The organism is Citrobacter sp. ANG330 (assembly GCF_047467925.1).
Classification (GTDB): Bacteria; Pseudomonadota; Gammaproteobacteria; order Enterobacterales; family Enterobacteriaceae; genus Citrobacter_A; species Citrobacter_A amalonaticus_G.
This window is the reverse complement of the sequence record NZ_JASJUI010000001.1, coordinates 68,290-87,622: the sequence shown is the minus strand read 5'-3', so window position 1 is coordinate 87,622 and position 19,333 is coordinate 68,290. Positions and strand designations below refer to the sequence as shown.

15 protein-coding genes are annotated in these 19,333 nt (G+C 51.9%); 6 read left to right on the top strand and 9 right to left on the bottom strand.

The window, feature by feature from the left end:
• Positions 1–175: 175 nt before the first annotated feature.
• Positions 176–1,237, top strand: a complete 1,062-nt coding sequence (locus tag QNN88_RS00380) for a YncE family protein (protein WP_414238490.1) — start codon at positions 176–178, stop codon at positions 1,235–1,237.
• A 153-nt stretch (positions 1,238–1,390) separates the two neighbouring features.
• On the opposite strand, the gene ansP is transcribed toward QNN88_RS00380, so the two are convergent.
• Together ansP and QNN88_RS00370 are read right to left on the bottom strand one after the other, a co-directional pair.
• Positions 1,391–2,833: an L-asparagine permease gene (gene ansP / locus QNN88_RS00375; RefSeq protein ID WP_414238489.1), complete on the bottom strand. Its 1,443-nt coding sequence runs from the start codon at positions 2,831–2,833 to the stop codon at positions 1,391–1,393.
• Between the two features lie 229 nt (positions 2,834–3,062).
• Positions 3,063–4,604 (bottom strand): methyl-accepting chemotaxis protein, encoded by a 1,542-nt coding sequence (locus QNN88_RS00370; protein ID WP_414238488.1) that lies wholly within the window; start codon positions 4,602–4,604, stop codon positions 3,063–3,065.
• Positions 4,605–5,007: 403 nt separating this feature from the next.
• Between QNN88_RS00370 and QNN88_RS00365 the strand changes: the two genes are divergently transcribed.
• Complete coding sequence (locus QNN88_RS00365; RefSeq protein ID WP_414238487.1) at positions 5,008–5,625, top strand: glutathione S-transferase family protein; 618 nt, start codon at positions 5,008–5,010, stop codon at positions 5,623–5,625.
• Between the two features lie 95 nt (positions 5,626–5,720).
• Here QNN88_RS00365 and QNN88_RS00360 read toward each other — a convergent pair whose 3' ends face one another.
• The gene (locus tag QNN88_RS00360) at positions 5,721–7,031 is read right to left on the bottom strand and encodes an MFS transporter (protein ID WP_414238486.1); all 1,311 of its coding nucleotides are present in this window, start codon (positions 7,029–7,031) and stop codon (positions 5,721–5,723) included.
• 72 nt (positions 7,032–7,103) lie between these two features.
• A complete protein-coding gene (locus tag QNN88_RS00355; protein WP_414238485.1) occupies positions 7,104–8,300 on the bottom strand; it encodes an L-talarate/galactarate dehydratase in 1,197 nt (398 codons plus the stop codon).
• Positions 8,301–8,614: 314 nt separating this feature from the next.
• Here QNN88_RS00355 and QNN88_RS00350 point away from each other — a divergent pair, with 314 nt between their 5' ends.
• Both QNN88_RS00350 and pptA read left to right on the top strand, forming a co-directional pair.
• Entirely contained in the window at positions 8,615–9,619 is a 1,005-nt protein-coding gene (locus tag QNN88_RS00350; RefSeq protein WP_414238484.1) for a LacI family DNA-binding transcriptional regulator, read from the top strand.
• A 64-nt stretch (positions 9,620–9,683) separates the two neighbouring features.
• Positions 9,684–9,911, top strand: a complete 228-nt coding sequence (pptA, locus tag QNN88_RS00345; RefSeq protein ID WP_414238483.1) for a tautomerase PptA — start codon at positions 9,684–9,686, stop codon at positions 9,909–9,911.
• Between the two features lie 125 nt (positions 9,912–10,036).
• Here pptA and QNN88_RS00340 read toward each other — a convergent pair whose 3' ends face one another.
• Positions 10,037–10,402, bottom strand: coding sequence for an NUDIX hydrolase (locus QNN88_RS00340; protein WP_414238482.1), 366 nt, complete (start codon positions 10,400–10,402; stop codon positions 10,037–10,039).
• A 149-nt stretch (positions 10,403–10,551) separates the two neighbouring features.
• Between QNN88_RS00340 and QNN88_RS00335 the strand changes: the two genes are divergently transcribed.
• Positions 10,552–11,307 (top strand): DeoR/GlpR family DNA-binding transcription regulator, encoded by a 756-nt coding sequence (locus QNN88_RS00335; protein WP_414238481.1) that lies wholly within the window; start codon positions 10,552–10,554, stop codon positions 11,305–11,307.
• Here the strand turns inward: QNN88_RS00335 and QNN88_RS00330 are convergent, their stop codons facing one another.
• Positions 11,308–11,877: a flavin reductase family protein gene (locus tag QNN88_RS00330; RefSeq protein WP_414238480.1), complete on the bottom strand. Its 570-nt coding sequence runs from the start codon at positions 11,875–11,877 to the stop codon at positions 11,308–11,310.
• Positions 11,878–12,016: 139 nt separating this feature from the next.
• A complete protein-coding gene (locus tag QNN88_RS00325; RefSeq protein WP_414238479.1) occupies positions 12,017–13,633 on the bottom strand; it encodes a carbohydrate porin in 1,617 nt (538 codons plus the stop codon).
• A gap of 506 nt (positions 13,634–14,139) precedes the next feature.
• Between QNN88_RS00325 and nhoA the strand changes: the two genes are divergently transcribed.
• Positions 14,140–14,985, top strand: coding sequence for an N-hydroxyarylamine O-acetyltransferase (nhoA, locus tag QNN88_RS00320; RefSeq protein ID WP_414238478.1), 846 nt, complete (start codon positions 14,140–14,142; stop codon positions 14,983–14,985).
• A gap of 41 nt (positions 14,986–15,026) precedes the next feature.
• On the opposite strand, the gene QNN88_RS00315 is transcribed toward nhoA, so the two are convergent.
• The gene (locus QNN88_RS00315) at positions 15,027–17,948 is read right to left on the bottom strand and encodes an autotransporter outer membrane beta-barrel domain-containing protein (RefSeq protein WP_414238477.1); all 2,922 of its coding nucleotides are present in this window, start codon (positions 17,946–17,948) and stop codon (positions 15,027–15,029) included.
• A 443-nt stretch (positions 17,949–18,391) separates the two neighbouring features.
• A complete protein-coding gene (locus QNN88_RS00310; protein WP_414238476.1) occupies positions 18,392–19,285 on the bottom strand; it encodes a PhzF family isomerase in 894 nt (297 codons plus the stop codon).
• Positions 19,286–19,333: the final 48 nt, after the last annotated feature.

Genomic DNA, 19,333 nt, shown 5'->3' with positions numbered 1-19,333 from the left:
ATGCGTTAAAAATTTATGGAGAAATTAAGAAGATTGTAGCCAGAATGCGAATAAATGCTCCACATTCACATGAATAATGATTACCATTCCCATCTATAAACAAGAGCAATACCAGGATGTTGCTCGTTGAAGCGATGTGAAGCAGCAAAATAGCTATTTATGAAAGGGAGTCGTCATGCATTTTCGTCATCTGTTCTCGCCGCGTCTGCGGAGTTCATTGCTGTTAGGTTCACTGCTGGTTGCTTCTTCATTCAGCGCTCAGGCGGCAGAAGAACTGCTGCGTAAAGGCGTGGGCAAAGGCGCCTACGAAATGGCCTTCAGCCAGCAGGAAAACGCCCTGTGGCTGGCGACCTCGCAGAGTCGCAAGCTGGACAAGGGCGGTATTGTCTATCGTCTTGATCCTGTCACGCTGGACGTCACTCAGGTGATTCATAACGATCTCAAGCCGTTTGGTGCCACCATCAACAACGCGACCCAGACCCTGTGGTTCGGTAACACGGTGAACAGCGCGGTAACGGCCATTGATGCGAAAACGAGTGAAGTGAAAGGGCGTCTGGTGCTCGATGCCCGTAGGCGCTCAGAAGAGGTGCGTCCGCTGCAGCCGCGTGAGCTGGTTGTCGATGAAGCCAGCAACACGGTTTACATCAGCGGTCTCGGTAAAGAGAGTGTGATTTGGGTGGTGGATGGCGAAAAAATCGCGCTGAAAGAGACTATCCAGAATACCGGTAAGATGAGCACCGGTCTGGCGATCGACAGCCAGGCGAAACGTCTGTACACCACCAATGCCGATGGCGAATTCATTACCATCGATACCGCCAGCAATAAAATCCTCAGCCGTAAAAAACTCCTGGATGACGGCAAAGAGCACTTCTTTATTAACCTGAGCCTCGACACCGCCGGTCATCGCGCGTTTGTCACCGATTCAAAAGCGGCGGAAGTGTTGGTTGTCGATACCCGCAACGGCAACGTGCTGGCGAAAGTGGCTGCGCCAGAATCGCTGGCCGTACTGTTTAACCCAACGCGTAATGAAGCTTACGTCACGCACCGTCAGGCGGGTAAAGTGAGTGTGATTGACGCGAAGAGTTACAAAGTGGTGAAAACGTTTGATACGCCAACCTTCCCGAACAGCCTGGCACTGTCTGCCGATGGCAAAACGCTGTACGTGAGCGTGAAGCAGAAATCCACTCGCGAGAAAGAAGCCACTGAGCCGGATGATGTGATTCGTATCGCCTTGTAAGACGCCAGAGGGCGGACTACCGCATGATGGCGCTTCGCTTATCAGGCCTACGCCTGACTGGTGTTGTAGGCCGGGTAAGGCGAAGCCGTCATCCGGCAGATACGCGAAGGTGTAATCTTGCTAAGGCCTGCCCGAAAGAGCAGGCCTTGTTGTTTATGGCGCAGTCCGGTGTATTTCCGCCACGCGTTTACGTACGCCGTACCAGCCGGCGATCAGCAGAATGGCAATCAGCGGAAGGGACGCAATGGTCCAGGTCCCGTTCGGATAATCAAAAGCCATTAATACCAGCACGCTCAACAGGAACAGCAGCGTCAACCACGAGGTAAAAGGCGCACCCGGCAATTTGAAGCTGACGTCAGCGGCTTTTCCTTGTTTGATAGCCTGACGCAGGCGCAACTGGCAGACCACAATAAAGCCCCATGAGGCGATGATTCCCAGTGACGCAAAGTTCAGGACAATTTCGAAAACCCGCGACGGCACCAGATAGTTAAGAAAGACCCCAACAACGTAGACCGCCAGCGTCGCCAGTATTCCCGCGTAGGGCACATGCTGACGGCTCATCTTACTCATGAATTTCGGTGCAGAACCGCCCATCGCCATCGAACGCAAAATGCGCCCGGTGCAATAGAGACCGGAGTTCAGGCTGGAGAGGGCGGCAGTCAGCACGACGATGTTCATCATGCTGCCAATGTAAGGCACGCCGAGCTTCGAGAAGAAAGTCACAAACGGGCTTTGTCCTGCCTGATAGGCGTTCCACGGCAACAGCAGAACCAGCAATACCACAGAGCCAACGTAGAACAGGCCAATACGCCAGATCACGCTGTTGATGGCTTTCGGTACCATCGTCTGCGGGTCTTTACACTCGCCAGCAGCAGTTCCCACCAGTTCGATAGAAGCAAAAGCAAAGACCACTCCTTGTACCAGCACCAGTGCAGGCAGCAGGCCATGGGGGAAGAATCCGCCGTTATCGGTAATCAAATGAAAACCTGTGGCGTTACCGTCCAGCGGTTTACCCGAGCCGAGGAAAATCGTCCCGACCACCAGAAAGAGTACAATGGCCAGCACTTTCACCAGCGCAAACCAGAACTCCATCTCCGCAAACCATTTCACGCCGATCATGTTCATGGTGCCGACAATCGCCAGCGCGCCGAGGGCAAAGACCCACTGCGGAACATCACCAAATGCGCCCCAGTAATGCATATACAGCGCGACGGCGGTGATATCGACAATCCCCGTCATCGCCCAGTTGATGAAGTACATCCAGCCTGCGACGTAGGCGGCTTTCTCGCCGAGAAATTCACGGGCATAGGAGACGAAGCTGCCGCTGGACGGGCGGTGCAAAACCAGTTCGCCCAGTGCGCGCAGAATAAAGAATGAGAAAATCCCGCAGACCAGATAAACCAGCGCCAGCGCCGGCCCCGCCATTTGCAGGCGCGCACCGGCTCCCAAAAATAACCCGGTCCCAATGGCGCCGCCGATGGCGATCATCTGGACCTGACGGTTGCCCATCGCTTTGTGATACCCCTCTTCATGGGCATTCAACCAGCGTCGTTTCGCCGCATGCTGCTCCGACACCGTTGTTTCTTGTGTATTCATTACGTTACCTGTTTTACCTGTCTGATAAATCGAACCTTTCGCCGCAACCCTGCGTTGCGACGCGGGTGATATTTCCCGTCATTCTGGGTAGGGATAACACCACCGGCGGAGCATCCTACCTGCAAATAATTAACCGTGCAAAATAGTCCATTCACAATGGTCAGATTGCGGAATAATCAACCAGAACTGAAGTGAAAACCCGCGCTGAACAGGCAGAGCGGGTGGGGAATTAAGCAGAGGCGCCGAAGACGTGTACGGCTTGTTGCAGACGTGAGGATCGCCCGGAAAGGTTGCCGGCAGCGTCCCTGACGCTTTCGACCATTGCGGCATTGTTATCGGTCATCGTACCGATGCGGGAGATCGAGTCGTTAATCAGTTCCAGCGCCTGGGTTTGTTCACGCGTCGCGAGGCCAATTTCCTTAATCATGCCCGACATCCGGAACACGTCGTCGATCATTCCGGTCAGATGGGTTTCTGTTTGTTCGACCATGCTTACGCCCGCGTTGACGTTGGCGACGTTCTTCTCAATCAGTGCGGCAATCTCTTTGGCAGCAGACGCGGAGTGCTGCGCCAGATTTCGCACTTCGGCGGCAACGACCGCGAACCCGCGGCCAGACTCTCCGGCTCGTGCGGCTTCGACCGCCGCGTTAAGCGCAAGAATATTGGTCTGGAAAGCAATACTGTCGATCACGCCGATGATGTCGACGATTTGCCTGTTATCGCGGGAGATCGACTGCATCATGCCAATTGTCTGCTTCATAAAGTCGCCGCCTTCGCTGGCATTCGCGCTGGTTCTGTCCGCCATCGTCATCGTTTGTGCGGCAGTATCAGCGGTTTGTTGCACCGCGCTGCCAATTTCTTCAATGGCTGCTGCGGTTTGCTGCAGGTTGGCCGAGGTCTCCTCAGATCGCTTATGCAACGCCGCGCCTTCCTGGCTGACGCGCTTGCTGATCTCCTGAATCCCGGTAATTTGGGTACTGACATCATCGACCAGTGAATTCAGGTTTAACCCGGCCTGATTCACCAGCCGCATCATCATTCCCAGTTCATCGACGCGATGTAAATGAATACTGTCCGGTTTTCGCCCGGCGACCACTTTCTGCATTTGCGACAAAATTTGTTTAACCGGATGACAAATTTGATACTTAAGGTAAATAGCCAGCAGCAAAAATAAGAGAGTAACCGCGCCCGCCTGAATAAGTGGATTAGTGACTAAGAAAATAATACCCAGCGCGAGGAATATACATGTGGCAATAGCATAATTAACGCGCTGGCGGATGGATAACCATTTAAATACTGATAAACAGGCCAGGGCGCCACGACGAATAACAATCCCCTTAAATAAACGATGACCTTTGAAATTATGGTTATTGATCTTTTGATAAAGCTGCTCGCTTTGCGCAATTTCCTTACGTGCAGGAACGGTGCGCACCGAGATGTATCCGGTTAATTGCTCGTTATGCCAGACCGGCGTGACGTTGGCGCGAACCCAGTAGTGATCGCCGTTCTGTCGACGGTTCTTGACCATCCCGGTCCAGCTATCGCCCTGTTGCAGGGTAAACCACATATCAGCAAACGCGGCAGGCGGCATATCCGGATGACGGATGATATTATGGGGTTCGCCCATCAGTTGATTTTCGCCAAATCCGCTGGCATCGATAAACGCTGAATTCGCATAGGTAATATGGCTTTGCGTATTCGTTGTCGATAACAGCGTCGCTTTCTCGTTAAGCAAATACTCTTTCTGTGTAACTGGACTGTTACTTCTCATGAAAGACTCCTGGTGATGCTGTGCGGAATAAACACAAAAGTCCGACAGCCGGGGCTGACGGATAATAGCTATTGATATATTTAGAATGCTGCATTCTCTACTAAACATCAGAATGGTGAAAGTATTTAAAATGAAATTTACATGCGTTATATAAAATGACATGTCATTAAAATGAAAAAATAAATACAACTGCGTAACCTGAAAAGGTCAGGGCACTTTCTTAAGTGAAATCTGACCAATAAAACGATGCCAAAAAGAAAATAAGCCAGCACCCATGCGGCCAGACAGATGATTTTTCCTGACCTATTAAATTTTGTAGGGTGCAAACGGGAGGAGCGGTCATAAGGCCGTGCCAGACAGGCAGTTTACTCTACACTTAGAGTTTTAACCTGCAGGAGGCAGTATGATTAAGCTTTATGGCGCGCCTGGGTGGGGGTCAGCGATCAGCGAAGTAATGCTTACCCTGGCGGACATTCCGTATCGTTTTGTCGATGTCAGCGGTTTTGACCGTGAAGGACCGCAGCGCGATCTGTTGCAAAAAATCAATCCGCTATGCCAGGTCCCGACGCTGACGCTTGAAAATGGCGAAGTGATGACCGAAACCGCCGCCATCGCGCTGATGGTACTCGATCGTCGTCCCGATCTGGCACCGCCCGTCGGGCGTACAGAGCGCCAGCAGTTTCAGCGTTTATTGATCTGGCTGGTGGCCAATATCTATCCGACATTTACATATGCCGACTATCCGGAACGCTGGGTTCCTGATGCGCCCGCATCGTTGAAAAAGAACTGTATCGAATACCGTAAATCGCTCTACCTCTGGCTGAACGATCAATTAAGTGCGGAACCGTATGCCTTCGGCGAACAGTTAACGCTGCTCGACTGTTATCTGTGCGTGATGCGTACGTGGGGACCGGGCCATGACTGGTTCCAGGATAATACGCCGAATATCAGCGCGATAGCGGATGCAGTCTGTCAGCGGGCAGAATTACGCCAGGTGTTGAAAAACAATGGGATCATCTGAAAGCAACGAGAGTCGCGGTACACGCGTTAAAAAAACGCTGTTCCGGGGGAGTGCAATCCTGGAACAGCGGGGCGAAAGCGTCGCCATACGGACAATCAGGCAGCAGACGGGGTTAGCGTAATGCGATCCAACGGTCCAACAATAAACAGGTAGGAAATCAGGCCAATCAGGCCCATTGAGCCAACGTACAAAATGGCGAAGTCAAACGACTGGGTATTGGCCAGAATCACGCCGATCACCAGCGGGGTGATGATACTTGCCATGTTGCCGCACATATTAAAGACGCCACCCGCAATGCCCAGTACCTCTTTCGGCGACGTATCGCTGAGGACGCACCAGCCGAGGTTGCCAAACCCTTTTGCGAAAAAGGCCAGGCTCATCGCGGCAATGACCACGAACTCCGAAGAGGTGTAGTTAGCAATAACAATCACGCAGGAGAGCAGCATGCCGCAAATTACCGGCAGTTTACGCGCGATAGTGAGGCTGTAGCCGCGCTTAAGTAACCAGTCTGAGAACACCCCGCCGAGCAGGCCGCCGATAAATCCGGCAATCGCCGGGATACTGGCAACGAAGCCCACTTTCAGAATCGACATCCCTTTAGCCTGATACAGATAGGTCGGAAACCAGGTCAGGAAGAACCAGGTGATAGAGGTGACGCAGAACTGCCCGATGTAGACACCGATCATCATCCGGTTGACGCAGACGCTTTTGATCTGCGCGAACGAGACCTTTTGCGTCTCTTTTTTACTGCCCAGCATCGGTTCACCGCCACCTTCGCGAATATAGTCAATTTCCTGCTGATTCACTTTCGGATGGTGCATCGGATCTTTAACTTTAATTAACCAGAAGACACCGAGAATAACGCCAATGGCGCCGATATAATAAAAGACAAAATGCCAGCTCAGGTTATGCAGAATAATGGTCATCAGCGGGGTAATTATCCCCAGCGAGATATATTGCGCCGCCTGATAAACCGAGGTGACAAACCCACGTTCATTATTCGGGAACCACTGTACGCTTAAGCGACTGTTTGCCGGGAAGGCGGGGGCCTCGATTGCGCCCATCAGTAAACGCAGAATAATCAGCACTATCAGTGGGCTGGCATAAAGATAGATAGTGCCCTGGAACATGGTCACCAGTGACCAGCCGATCAGTGCGCAGCCATAAACCAGGCGCGAACCGTAGCGGTCTAATAACCAGCCGCCGGGTAATTGCATGATCACATACGCAATACCAAAAGACGAAAAAGCCAGCCCCATCGCTTCAGGGTCAAAGCCTAATTCTTTACTCATAATCGGCGCGACGACGGATAATGTCGCCCGATCGGCATAATTAAATACGGTGGCCAGAAATAAAAATATAAGGATACTGTAACGCACTTTGGTGCGCTTTATCATTGTGTTCATTCTCTACTCCTCGGTAAGGGCAGAAAGCGTTCTGTAAGGTAAGAGGGCGGGAATGCTTCCCGCCAATGGGAATTAAGGGCGTTTGCCAAACTCGCAGCTTAATTGAGTCCAGCGGCGTGCCTGTTCGCTCAGGGTGAAGCCCAGACCATGACGATCGGAGATCCACATGCGACCATCGCGCAGTTCAAGCTGTTCATTGAACAGCGGGTTCAGCCATTCGAAATGCTCCAGCCACGGCTCCAGCGGATAGGCGGCGGACAGATGCAGGTGAACTTCCATAGCAAAATGCGGCGCCAGTTTACGACCGTGCTTCGCGGCCAGATCCATAATTTTCAGGAATGGCGAGATGCCGCCTACACGCGGGGCATCTGGCTGGACGAAATCGCTGGCGTTACCCAGAATCAGCTGTTCGTGCTCGCGGAAACTGGTCAACATTTCACCGGTTGCGATGGGCGTATCCAGCGCGGCGGCAAGCTGGGCGTGACCTTCAACGTCGTAGGCGTCCAGAGGCTCTTCAATCCAGATGAGATTGAACTGCTCCATTTTGCGTCCCATACGGATTGCCGTTTCACGATCCCACTGCTGGTTGGCATCGACCATTAACGGGAAGTCATCACCCAGCGCTTCGCGAACGGCGGTTAAACGGCGGATATCCTCGGCGCAGTTGGGCTGTCCAACTTTCAGTTTGATCCCGCCAATGCCATTTTCGCGCGAAATCACCACATTTTTCAGTACCTGATCGAGCGGCGTATGCAGAAAGCCGCCGGACGTGTTGTAGCACTGCACGGAGTCCCGATGGGCGCCCAACAGTTTTGCCAGCGGCAGGCTGGCACGTTTGGCTTTCATGTCCCAGAGGGCGATATCGATAGGGGAGATGGCCTGAACCGCCATGCCGCTGCGGCCAACGGATGCGCCCGCCCACAGCAGTTTGGTGTAGATTTTGTCGATGTCATTCGGATCTTCACCGAGCAGGTTGTCGGCTAACTCTTTGGCATGAGCGTAAATACCCTGACCACCGGCGCGTTTTGAATAGCTGAAACCGACGCCTTCAAATCCATCGCGGCTGCGGATCTCCGCAATGATGATCGCCACTTCGGTAAGCGGTTTCTGGCGACCGGTCAACACCTTGGCGTCACTCACCGGGGTAGCCAGCGGCAGAAAAGCCAGTGATAACTTCACCCACTCAATACGATCGCCGGTTTCCGCTGCCGTTCTGGCATTGGCCGCTTTGGCATAGGTTACGGCGTCAGAATTCGCGCTTAAAGACATGTTACTCTCCTTAATGGTGTAAAATGATTGCGCTAACATTTCTATTCTTATGGAAAAAATTAATCCAGAGAGTTGATGTCAAATTGAACAAACGATCACATATGCCGAATAAATAAGGGAGATACGTGCCAGATAGCTCACATTCCAAAACGATCTGGTAAAATGCACAATACTTAATGATGGCGCTAACATTTTTTACACATGAGGAGAAAGTAAGCGGTTGTAATCGCGCCGCTTCCGGTCAGAAGCTGGCAATAGCCACACGCATGATGAATAATGCGCAGATAAATCAGCGAATTTTCAGGGGCCCCACAGTGAAGAGCACAAAACCACCTCGCGCGCCAACGCTGGAAGACGTTGCCCGCAGTGCGGGACTGTCGCCCATGACGGTGAGTCGGGCGCTGAATACGCCACAGCTTGTGCGGCCTAAAACCGTTGAGAAAGTGATGCTGGCCGTGCGGGCGACTGGTTATATTCCCAACGCGCTGGCGGGTGGCCTGGCGTCACGGCGCAGTAAATTGATTGCTGTTGTGGTGCCGCAAATCAACAACAACATGTTCGTCGATACGATCCAGTCGCTGAGCGATGAACTGGCAAGACGTGGTTACCATATTCTCCTGTGCGTGGCCGGTTATACCGAGCAGACGGAAGCGGAGCTGGTCGCAACGCTGCTTTCCCGGCGTCCCGACGGCGTGGTATTAACCGGCATTCACCACACCAGTGAACTGAAAAAAGTGATACTGAATGCCGCCATTCCGGTGGTGGAGATCTGGGATCTCACGCCAACGCCGCTCGATATGCTGGTCGGTTTCTCCCATGAAAAAGTCGGACAGGCCACTGGAGAATATCTGTTGCGTAAAGGGTATCGTCGACCCGGTTTGCTGTGGACCGCCGATCGCCGCGCCGGTCAACGTAAGCAGGGGTTATGCAGCGTGCTGTCTCGTCATGAGATTCATGATGTGCCTCAGGTGGATGTGCCGCTGCCGGCGTCGTTGTCGCTGGGACGAAGTGGACTGACGCAACTGTTCAGCGAAGGGGAATTCGATGTGATTGTCTGCAGTTCTGATACCCTGGCACAGGGCGCGATGATGGAAGCAGAAAGTCGTGGCTTACGAATTCCGCAGGATTTGGCCGTCATTGGTTTTGGCGATCTTGATTTTGCCGCCAGCAACCGTCCGTCGATTACCACCGTCAGCGTCGACCGCCGCGCTATTGGCCAGCGGGCCGCCACGTTGCTGGCGAATCGCATTGAACAGACGGCAGTGGAAGAGGCCATTATCGATATCGGTTTTCACCTGATCGAGCGTGAATCCGCATAAACCGACACATACATGTTGTTGAGTGTGCTAGCGTTAACGTCACACTGACAATAAGGAACCTGCTATGCCACACGTTGATATTAAATGTTTTCCGCGCGACCTGAATGATGAACAAAAAGCGGCGCTGGCCGATGATATAACGGAGGTGATCATCCGTCATCTGCAAAGCAAGGAGCGCTCGGTGAGTGTCGCGCTGACTGAAGTGCCGGAGGATAAGTGGCAGGGCGTCTGGGATAGCGAAATTGAACCGCAAATGGACGCGCTGATTAAAAAGCCGGGCTACAGCATGTGATAAAGAGCCCGGTCATACAAAAGTTGACCGGGCAACGTCGGGTTACGGCGTGACGATATTGAACCAGAACTCAAATTTATCCCTTTCTTCAGGCGGCTCGCTCGTTTTTACCTGTAGTCTGCCTCTCATCTGTTCTGTGGAATGTCATCGATTGAGGTATAGATTGTCAGTCCATGTTGGCGAGCGACCTCAATATCCATATCGGCGCCTTTGGACGCCCCTTCAATTCGATAAATCGCGTCACAGCGAGCGATGAGGCGGTGGGCGACCGGGTAGAGCATGGCTTCGCTAATCTCATCATCTAACGACGTAGAACCTGCCGCCTTAGCCAGCGGCAACGCGAGCCATTCGCCAATCAGCGGAATATGTCCGCGCTGGTAAACGGCCAGCGCTGCCGCTTCCAGACGCTGAAGGTTGGCGTCGATCAGGGCTTGCTTTCCGTCTGTGCCGCTGCGATAAGGGCCGGCGATCAATATGAGTTTTGCTGTCATGATATCCTCACTGCTTGTATGTCGTAGGCAGAAATGCGTATTTCTGCACGTTTTTGTTGCTTGTCAGGCATTGCGTTTGTAGAGTAAGTATCATAAACAGCAGATTCGTGCATGATCAAGATAAATCGTGCACATTCAGGAATGACCCTATGCTTACCGAACAGCGTAAAAAATTGATCCTTGAACTGCTGGCCGCCGAAGGTCAGGTGTTGTCGAAGGCGCTCAGTAACCGGTTTGCGGTTTCTGAAGACACGATTCGTCGCGATTTACGTGAACTTGCCGCGGAAGGATTTCTACAGCGCGTGCATGGCGGGGCGTTGCCTTCTTCTGGTGCGACAGCGCCGTTTCTTGAACGAAAGTCATTGAAAACCGACGCCAAAAAGCGCGTGGCGCAAAAAGGAGCCACGCTGATTACACCCGGTCAGGTGGTGATCATTGATGGTGGAACGACAACAACAGAACTGATCGCGTGTCTGCCGGATGATTTAAATATTACCGTGGTGACCCACAGTCCGGGCATCGCATTAGGGCTGATCAATCATCCGCTTATCGAGATCATACTTATTGGTGGGCGCGTGTTTAAGCACTCAATTGTCACGGTAGGCGCGGCGACGGTTGAAGGTATGCGTAACATCCAGGCCGATCTCTTTTTCATGGGCGTGACGGGCATTCACCCGGAAGCGGGGTTAACTACGGGAGATTACGAAGAAGCGTGCATCAAACGTGCACTTTCCGGCAGAGCAGCGGAAACCATTGTCCTGGCCTCACCGGAGAAGATCAGTACCGCGTCTCCTTTTGCCATTGGCGACGTATCGCTGATTAATACGGTCGTCGTGGAAGAGAATACCGATGAGAGCTGGATCCGCGCCATGAGCGCGAAGGGGATCACGGTGGTGACGGCGTAGTTAGCCCGCCGTCACACGTTTGCCGCTGGTAACGAACGTTCCTGCGCCCAGATGATGCAGGGTATTGAGCTTATCGTCATCAAACTGCCAGCGACCGTCGGTAAACACGCGCTCATCGGCAGCGGCAGACACTACTTCGCCGAATAAGGTGTCGTATTTTTCCTGTGCGGCGGTGGCGGGGAGGAGGCGACACTCCATCCAGGCCAGACATTTTTCTTCAACTACCGGAAGTCCCAGCACCGGTCCTTTGACCACCGGAATACCGTAACAGTTGAATTTGTCTTCATCGCGCCCGGAAACGCTGCCGACGGCGTAAGTCCAGTTGGTGGCGGCGACACCAGGAATAACGATGCCAAACAGGCCGCTGCGCTCAATTAACTCCCGCGACCAGGCCGTTTTATCGACCACAATGGCGAGGCGCGGCGGTTCAAACTCGACGGGCATAGACCACGCGGCGGCCATGATATTGCGCCGGTTGCTGACCTCATCGCGACTGGTGATCAGCACCGTAGGGCCATGATTGAGCAGACGACTGGCGTGGCGTAAATCGACAGGGCGGAATCGACTCATAGAATTGTCTCGCAAAGGGTTTTTCTGAGTATTAATGAAAACTGACGTTGCGCCAATCAGCGGATATGAAAAAGGTTAACCTGGCGTGCACTCTGCGTTCGGCGAAGAAGCGGCAGATGGCCTGCCGCGGTAAGCCTCATCAGAACCAGATTTCAGATTGAACACCGAAGTTCCAGTTCCCGCCAGCAGTAAAGCCTGCGCTGCCAAAATCATCATTGGTCGCGTAGCGATCCAGTTCTTTATCCCAGTTCATGTAGGTGGCAAAGAAACGGATTTCCGGTCGCGCTTTAATATCAAAGACATTTCCCACTTTGAACGTAGGGGCGAAGGTGAGTTTATAGAAACCGCCTTTCACATTCTGATAGGTGTTCACCGCATTATTATCGCGGTAGGTTCTGCCATTGGCGTCCAGATCCATATATTGCCATGATGCTTCATAAAGCAGAGCAAAATGAGTGGTGATCGCCTGAGAGGCGCGGAGGTTAAAGGTTGCCCAGTCGTAACGATCGCCATTACGATAGCGGTCTTCGCTGTGTTGGGCGATGACGGAGGGGGCCAGTTGCCAGTTTTTGGCGAAAGGCAGGATGCCGTAAGAGGCAAAACGGACGGACATGGCCTTATCGGTTAAATCTCCATCGCTGCCGATCTGGCGTGCTTCAGCGCCGAGGCCGCGACCATACTGCAAGGCGGTTTCAGATACGCCGGGAGCGAGGCCGTAAAACTGCTGCTTATCATGGTATGCCAGCATACTGAAATAACCGTGCGTCGCTGAATTATCGCTGCGTAACGCGTAGCTGCCGGTGGTGGAGGTGGTATCTTTCAGTTTGTCATTGCCCTGTGCCGTCAGGCCCGTGAGCATCAGTTGCCAGTTATTGTAATAATGGTTGGCGGTGAACATCAGATCTTGAATATCATTGTCGTTATAATGGTCACCACCTAAGTCGCCAAAATTACGTCCGTAAACGTTATAATCACCCTGGAAAGCTGGCGTCCATTTTACACCGCTTATTCCACCTCCCGCGCCGCCGAGAAACACAATATTGCTATCCGTAAAATGGATGTCGAAATTTCGGCTGTCGAAACGTTTTCCCGCCCATATTATGGCGTTTTTCGTTGGCCCGGTGAAATCATTAAAATCCCCCATTTCAACATAGATTTGCCGCACATTAATATGGTGGCTGTTATTATCCTGTACCCACGGGTCGGGGCTGTTGGCACCATCGGCGATCATGGTTTTAAAGTGAGTCCAGGAACCATCATCAAAGGTCACTCTTTTTCCAAGACTCAATTCAATATAGTTATCTTTTTCATTGCCAAGACGTCCGGCGTGAGCGTCACCATTTAACGAACTGGCAGGAGAGACTGACGGTCCACCTCGTCCGCCTTTGCCATGATTATTGACTAATAAACCGGCGCGGGCGTAAGCATTAAATTCAAAACCGTCATGTGCACGATCCTTTGCCATCTGTGCGGTCATTTTTTTATCGGTTTCCTGCACCATCTGTTCACTCGCCGTTGCCCGCACGGTGAGTTGCTGCAACTGCTTTTCTGCCACATCCGCCCGCGCTTCCGCCTTCTGCGTACGCATTTCCGCTTTCTGCGCATGCGCTTTTGCTTCCTGTGCCTCGCGCTGAGCCTGGTTGACCTTCGCCTCCAGAATCGCCAGTCTTTGTTCGATGGTGAGACTGGCAGCCTGACTGGCGTTCATTCCAAAAATACCGCAGCAGATCGCTGCACTTATCACAGATATACGCATATATTCCCTTAAAAAATGAATGCAGCGTCTATTTCAGTTCAGCAGTGAAATAGAACCGCTCAGACGGGACGCCCCGATTAACATATTATTCAGATTAATTATGTTTTGTTGTGGATTATCATTAAAACATTGCAACCTCTCTCCATCGTCCATTAAATTAATGGCAGGCATATTTTTAAATTAATGGCATGGGGCGTGAAAATTCTAATATTTTGTAATGACCTTATGATTTTTCTTTTTTGTGATCGTGAAAGGATATTATCAGTAATGATAATTAGGCCATCCTGTCATTATCACCCTGAAATGATTTACTGTCCTCTTTGGGGGCGTCTCTTATTTAAAGGTAAGGTGTGAAGTTGCAAGAAGAAGAGGGCAAGAAATTGACGGGCAGAATATGATGACCGTCATACCATGTTATTAAGTATTATCATGAGAGAAGTATGACACATACCGCGCAGGCGTAGTTTATACTCAAGCACACTGAAATGGTACCGACAGGAAATCTGATGACGCCTATCCTGAATGCTTATTTTGCCCGACTGAACTGGTCAGGGCGCGCCGATGTGAATATTGAGACGCTTCGGGCGCTACATTTGCAGCATAACTGCACTATCCCGTTCGAGAATCTTGACGTGCTGTTACCGCGAGAAATGCACCTTGACGACCGGGCGCTGGAAGAGAAACTGATTAGCGCACGTCGCGGTGGCTATTGCTTTGAGCAAAATGGCGTATTTGAGCGCGTACTACGCGAACTGGGCTTTACCGTACGCAGCCTGTTAGGACGCGTGGTGCTGGCAAATCCACCGACGTTGCCACCGCGCACCCATCGCCTGCTGTTGGTTGAGCTTGACAATGAATCCTGGATCGCCGATGTCGGATTTGGCGGTCAGACGCTGACTGCCCCCATTCGTCTGCAAGTGGATGTTGTCCAGAAGACGCCGCACGGTGAATACCGTTTGCAACAGGAGGGCGATGACTGGATCCTGCAGTTCTGTCATCATGATCGCTGGCAGTCTATGTATCGTTTCGATCAGAATGTGGTACAGCAAAGCGACCACGTGATGGGTAATTTCTGGTCTGCGCACTGGCCGCAATCGCATTTCCGTCATCACCTGCTGATGTGCCGTCATTTGCCGGACGGGGGGAAACTGACTCTCACCAATTTCCATTTCACCCATTACGAAGGGGACAGGGCCGTAGAACAGGTCAATTTGCCCGATGTCGCTTCGTTGTACGCATTGCTTCAGGAGCGTTTTGGTTTAGGCGTGACAGACGCGAAACATGGCTTTACGCAAAGTGAGCTGGCAAGGGTAATGGCGGCGTTTGATACGCATCCGGAAGCGGGGAAATAAACAACACCCGGCAGGCGCATGCGCTTACCGGGTGTTTTTCATCAGAACGAGGCTTTGATACCGATCATCGCGGAGGTATCGCTGTAGTCATTGTTGCCAACCTGCTGAGCAACGTTCCCCCACAGTGCGACATTCTTCGTCAACTGTCCTTCGACACCGGCCTTAAGTTCACCGATATTGCGTGCGCCGGCCAGATTCACATTTTCGCCGTTCATCGAGACGCCAAAGTCTTTGCTGTTGTGGATCCAGTTGGCTTCCACAAACGGCTGGAAGTTGCGATCCTGGCCGTCGTCCAGTTGATTGTGGCCCTTGCCGAACAGACGCACGCCGACGCGAGTCTGGATGTTGCCATCGCCGTTGCCTTCGACGCGAGTACCATTAACTTCTTTGTGCTCATCCGCCTTCACGCCCATCCAGGTTACCTGGGCTTTTGGCTGAATATACAGCGAGTTACGTTCGCTCAGTTCCGCCAGTTTCCAGGTATAACCGGATTCAACAGACGCGGTGAAGCCTTTGGAATCATACTCTTCTGATTCAACATCACGACCAGAAACGGTGTTATCAAACCAGCTGTACTGCGCCCAGGTGTCAACGTAGGCACCTTCGAATGTGGCATTATCCTGCAGCCAGGTACCATACAGACCGACGCTGTAACCGCTAACGCGGCTGTCAGCCCGGTTGCCATTACGCTGGTTTTCCGCACGGCTCTTCTGGTTAGCGTAACCGGCCATCAAACCCAGGTGGTAACGATCGGTGTTGTTCGAAGACCACTGCGCGATATCGCCGCCCAGTTGCACCACATAGCGGTTACTTTGCATATCCAGTTGGCCGCTGTTGTCTTTCTGACGGGTATGCCCGCCAACGTTACGTAGCCACAGGCTGGTGACCGCTTTCTCGCCGGTCAGGGCGTCAACATAATGCGTTTCACCCAGACGATCCTGCAAACGGGTGTTAAACATCGTGTTCGCCGCCTGCAGGTTCATACCGTACAGACCGGCTTCCGGACGTACCGCGTGTTCGCGTGAAGTGGGTGTGTCAGGCATTTCAGGTGACGCAGGAGACAGAGACAGGGCGCTGCTCAGATACCAGTTTTTGTTGTTCTCACCTTCACCGCGTTGCAGGGTGTAGTCATAAGCGCCTGCCACGATACGGCCATTCTGTTTAAATTCACCGTCAGAATTGCCAGCGACGCTAATCAGTTCGATGCCGTCAGTTGTCAGTCCACCCGCGCCCCCGGCATTGAGCACTTTTACATTCGTGGTGCCCGAGGTGTTGCCCGCAACGATCATCCGGTCAGTTGGTGAGCTGTCATCGCCCAGTTGGGTGTTCATCACGAGGTTACCGTTAGTACCGGCGTAATCACCGTCCACCGTCAGGGTTTTGAAGCTCGTGGCATCACGCGTCAGCATACGACGCTTTGCGGCAGCCGGCATAAAGGTCAGCGTGGAGTCATTCAGCGTCAGGTTGGTGAGCTGAGAACTTTTGGTCATATTCCAGGCTGAGCCATCGGCCAGCGACAGATTATTCACCGCATTGCCGTTGGTGACCATCCCGCCGACGAAACGCGACTGGTTAATCGCACTGACATCAACCACGGCGGAATCCAGGGCTTCAATCGTCCCGACAACCTGGATTTTCTGTGGGTTAATCGTCACGCGGGAGTCAGCGTTTTCCGCCAGAATGGCGGTGGCATCCGGGTCATTGTAGTTAACCCCCAGTTGCACTTCACCGTTTAGCGTGATCTCGCCGCCTTTGTTCGCCTGAACGTATTTCCAGCTACCACTGCGGGTAGTATCAACAACATCAATGTTCAGATGACCGTTAATGTCGATTTTACCCGCCGTCAGTGCCTGGTCTTTACTGGCCATAAGACCGGAACCGGCGGTCTGTTGGTGTCCCTGGGTATCGAGCGTAATGTTCAGGTCATTTCCCGTGTATTGCGAGGACCCCATTGAGCCCAGAGCCTCAAGAGTCGTGTTATCCGCGCCTGATTTCAGCAGCAGCGTCGTCGTTCCATGGGTGGTGATGTACGAATCCAGATCGATGCCTTCAAGACCATCAGAAAGCCACATGCCTGAAGCAACCGCACCAACGCGGTTAGCAGTGACATCGACAACGGTATCGCCAAAGGCTTCAATATAACCCGCGTTAGCATTAATACCGTCTGCAAAGTCATCAGCAACGGATCTTACGGTGGCATTCTGATAACGAATAAGCGAGCGGTGAGCGGAGTTTGTCGACTCTGAGTCAATTCCGACGGAATATTCCGTACTCTTGTTATTCACAATCAGGTTTTCAGCGTCGATGAGGGTCCCTTCTTTCGCATAAATGCCAAAAATGTGTCCCTTCGTTCCGGTTATGGTTGCGTTCACCGTGGTATCACCGGTCAGGGTAATCACGCCGTTATTCTTATCAGCGTAAATACCCATGATGTCCTTATTATCACGTTTGTGGCTGATGTTTATGGTTAAATCATCAGCAATAATCGCGCCTTTTTTCGCAAGATAGGCATCGCTTGATCCGCCGACATTGATAATGCCAACCGCGAACATCGTGTGATAATCATTGTCCAGCGCCAGGTCCGGGCGTCCTTCAACCTGACCCGGAACGTAATCTCCGACAAGCTGATTAACCGTAGAGCCTGACCCTAAATTGATTGTGCCGCTATTGGCAACTAAAACAGCGCCAGACGTCAGTAAAAAATCGCCATCTTCAAACTCGCCCATGCCGCTAACAATCGGTGTTCCAGCCGGAGCCGTCACCGTAATCGCGCCATTGTTTTCTACGAAGAGGGTGTTATCTTCCCCAGCGACGCCGATAATTTTATAGCTGCCACCTGCAACCAGGGCACCACTGCCGGTGATAATGCCATCATCTTTATCATAAATTTTTGCATTTACGCTATTTGTCATTAACAGGCTGCCGATCAACAGCGCCATAGTGGTTAATTTAAATTCTTTCATATCCATATTCACTTTTTTAATAGACAAATACAGCACAGAATATATTACATTTCTCAGTGCTGCCTTTTGGATTTCCAGACAGAGCGAAAGCTATTTGTGAAAGCTATTTCTGCCGAATCCCTTCCTGTAATTCATTCGTGAAAGAGTGAGTTATTTTTCATTTCGCTGAATAAATCACAAATGAATTGATCTTACGTAACTAAAGAAATCAGTTGAAGATGAAGTGAAATAATCAATTACAGCTTAAATGATCCTGATTTTGTCACAGGGAGGGGGGGTAGCAAAAAGAAGGGTACTTGGCTATCAGTATGATTTTAAAGATATAAAATCTCTTAAATCAAATTTAAGATTTATTAAGATGTTTAATAATGGAATTTAAAATTATCAATATCATGACGGGGAAATAAATCACTCCGGTAGGAATAATTCCTACCGGAGAATTTTTAAAAATCTATTGCCCATGGCGCGTGAAACAGGATTACCGCATTACCGGATATAGTCACTTTAACCGGTTGGTTATCCTGAATGTCCACATCAATATCTACAATACCTTCGCGGCCTAATGCCCGTCCCTGATGTCCTTTCACCTTCAGTAATTTCCCGTCATGTTTCAGTAAATTATGGTGGACCAGCCAGGCGCCCATTGGACCGTTCGCATTTCCTGTCACGGGATCTTCCACAATACCGATAGCCGGCGAGAACATACGACCGTCGGTCTCATTTTTTCCTGGACGGATCAGGAAAGGGAAATAGCCATTGCAGCCAATCTGCTGGCTGATGGTACAAAGCGCCGCAAGATCGGGGGCGAGGGCGTCGATATCGACTTCGGGCTTCAGGGGAATCATCACTTTGGAATGACCGGTCGACGCAACCTGAATCGGTAAGCCCGGCAGCATCGCGTCTTCACTCAGGTGCAGCGCACGAAGAATGGCGGCGCGGATGTCGCCTTCAAGAGGGGCTTCAAACGAGGGCGCGCCTTGCTCCAGCGAGATACGATAGTCGTCGCCATCATGATGGACCGCAACCCGGTGACGTCCTGCCAGTGAGGTTTGCCACACCGTGGTATTGCCAAGCCCCAGCACCGTGGAACGGACATAGTGCGCGGCGACGGTGGCGTGTCCGCAAATCGGCACTTCGACCGTCGGGGTAAAATAGCGAATGCGAACATCGCTGTCTTCGCTTTGCAGCAGGAAGGCGGTTTCAGAGTGGCGCAGTTCGCGGGCAATCAGTTGCATCTGCGCGTCGCTCAGCCCGTCGGCATGCAGGACGACACCGGCGGAATTGCCGCGAAAGGGGGTTCTGGTGAAGGCATCAACGTGGTAAACCTGTGGTTTCATAAGCATTCTCCCTGTGGTGGAGAAGCATCATAGCGCGACAGCGTGTCG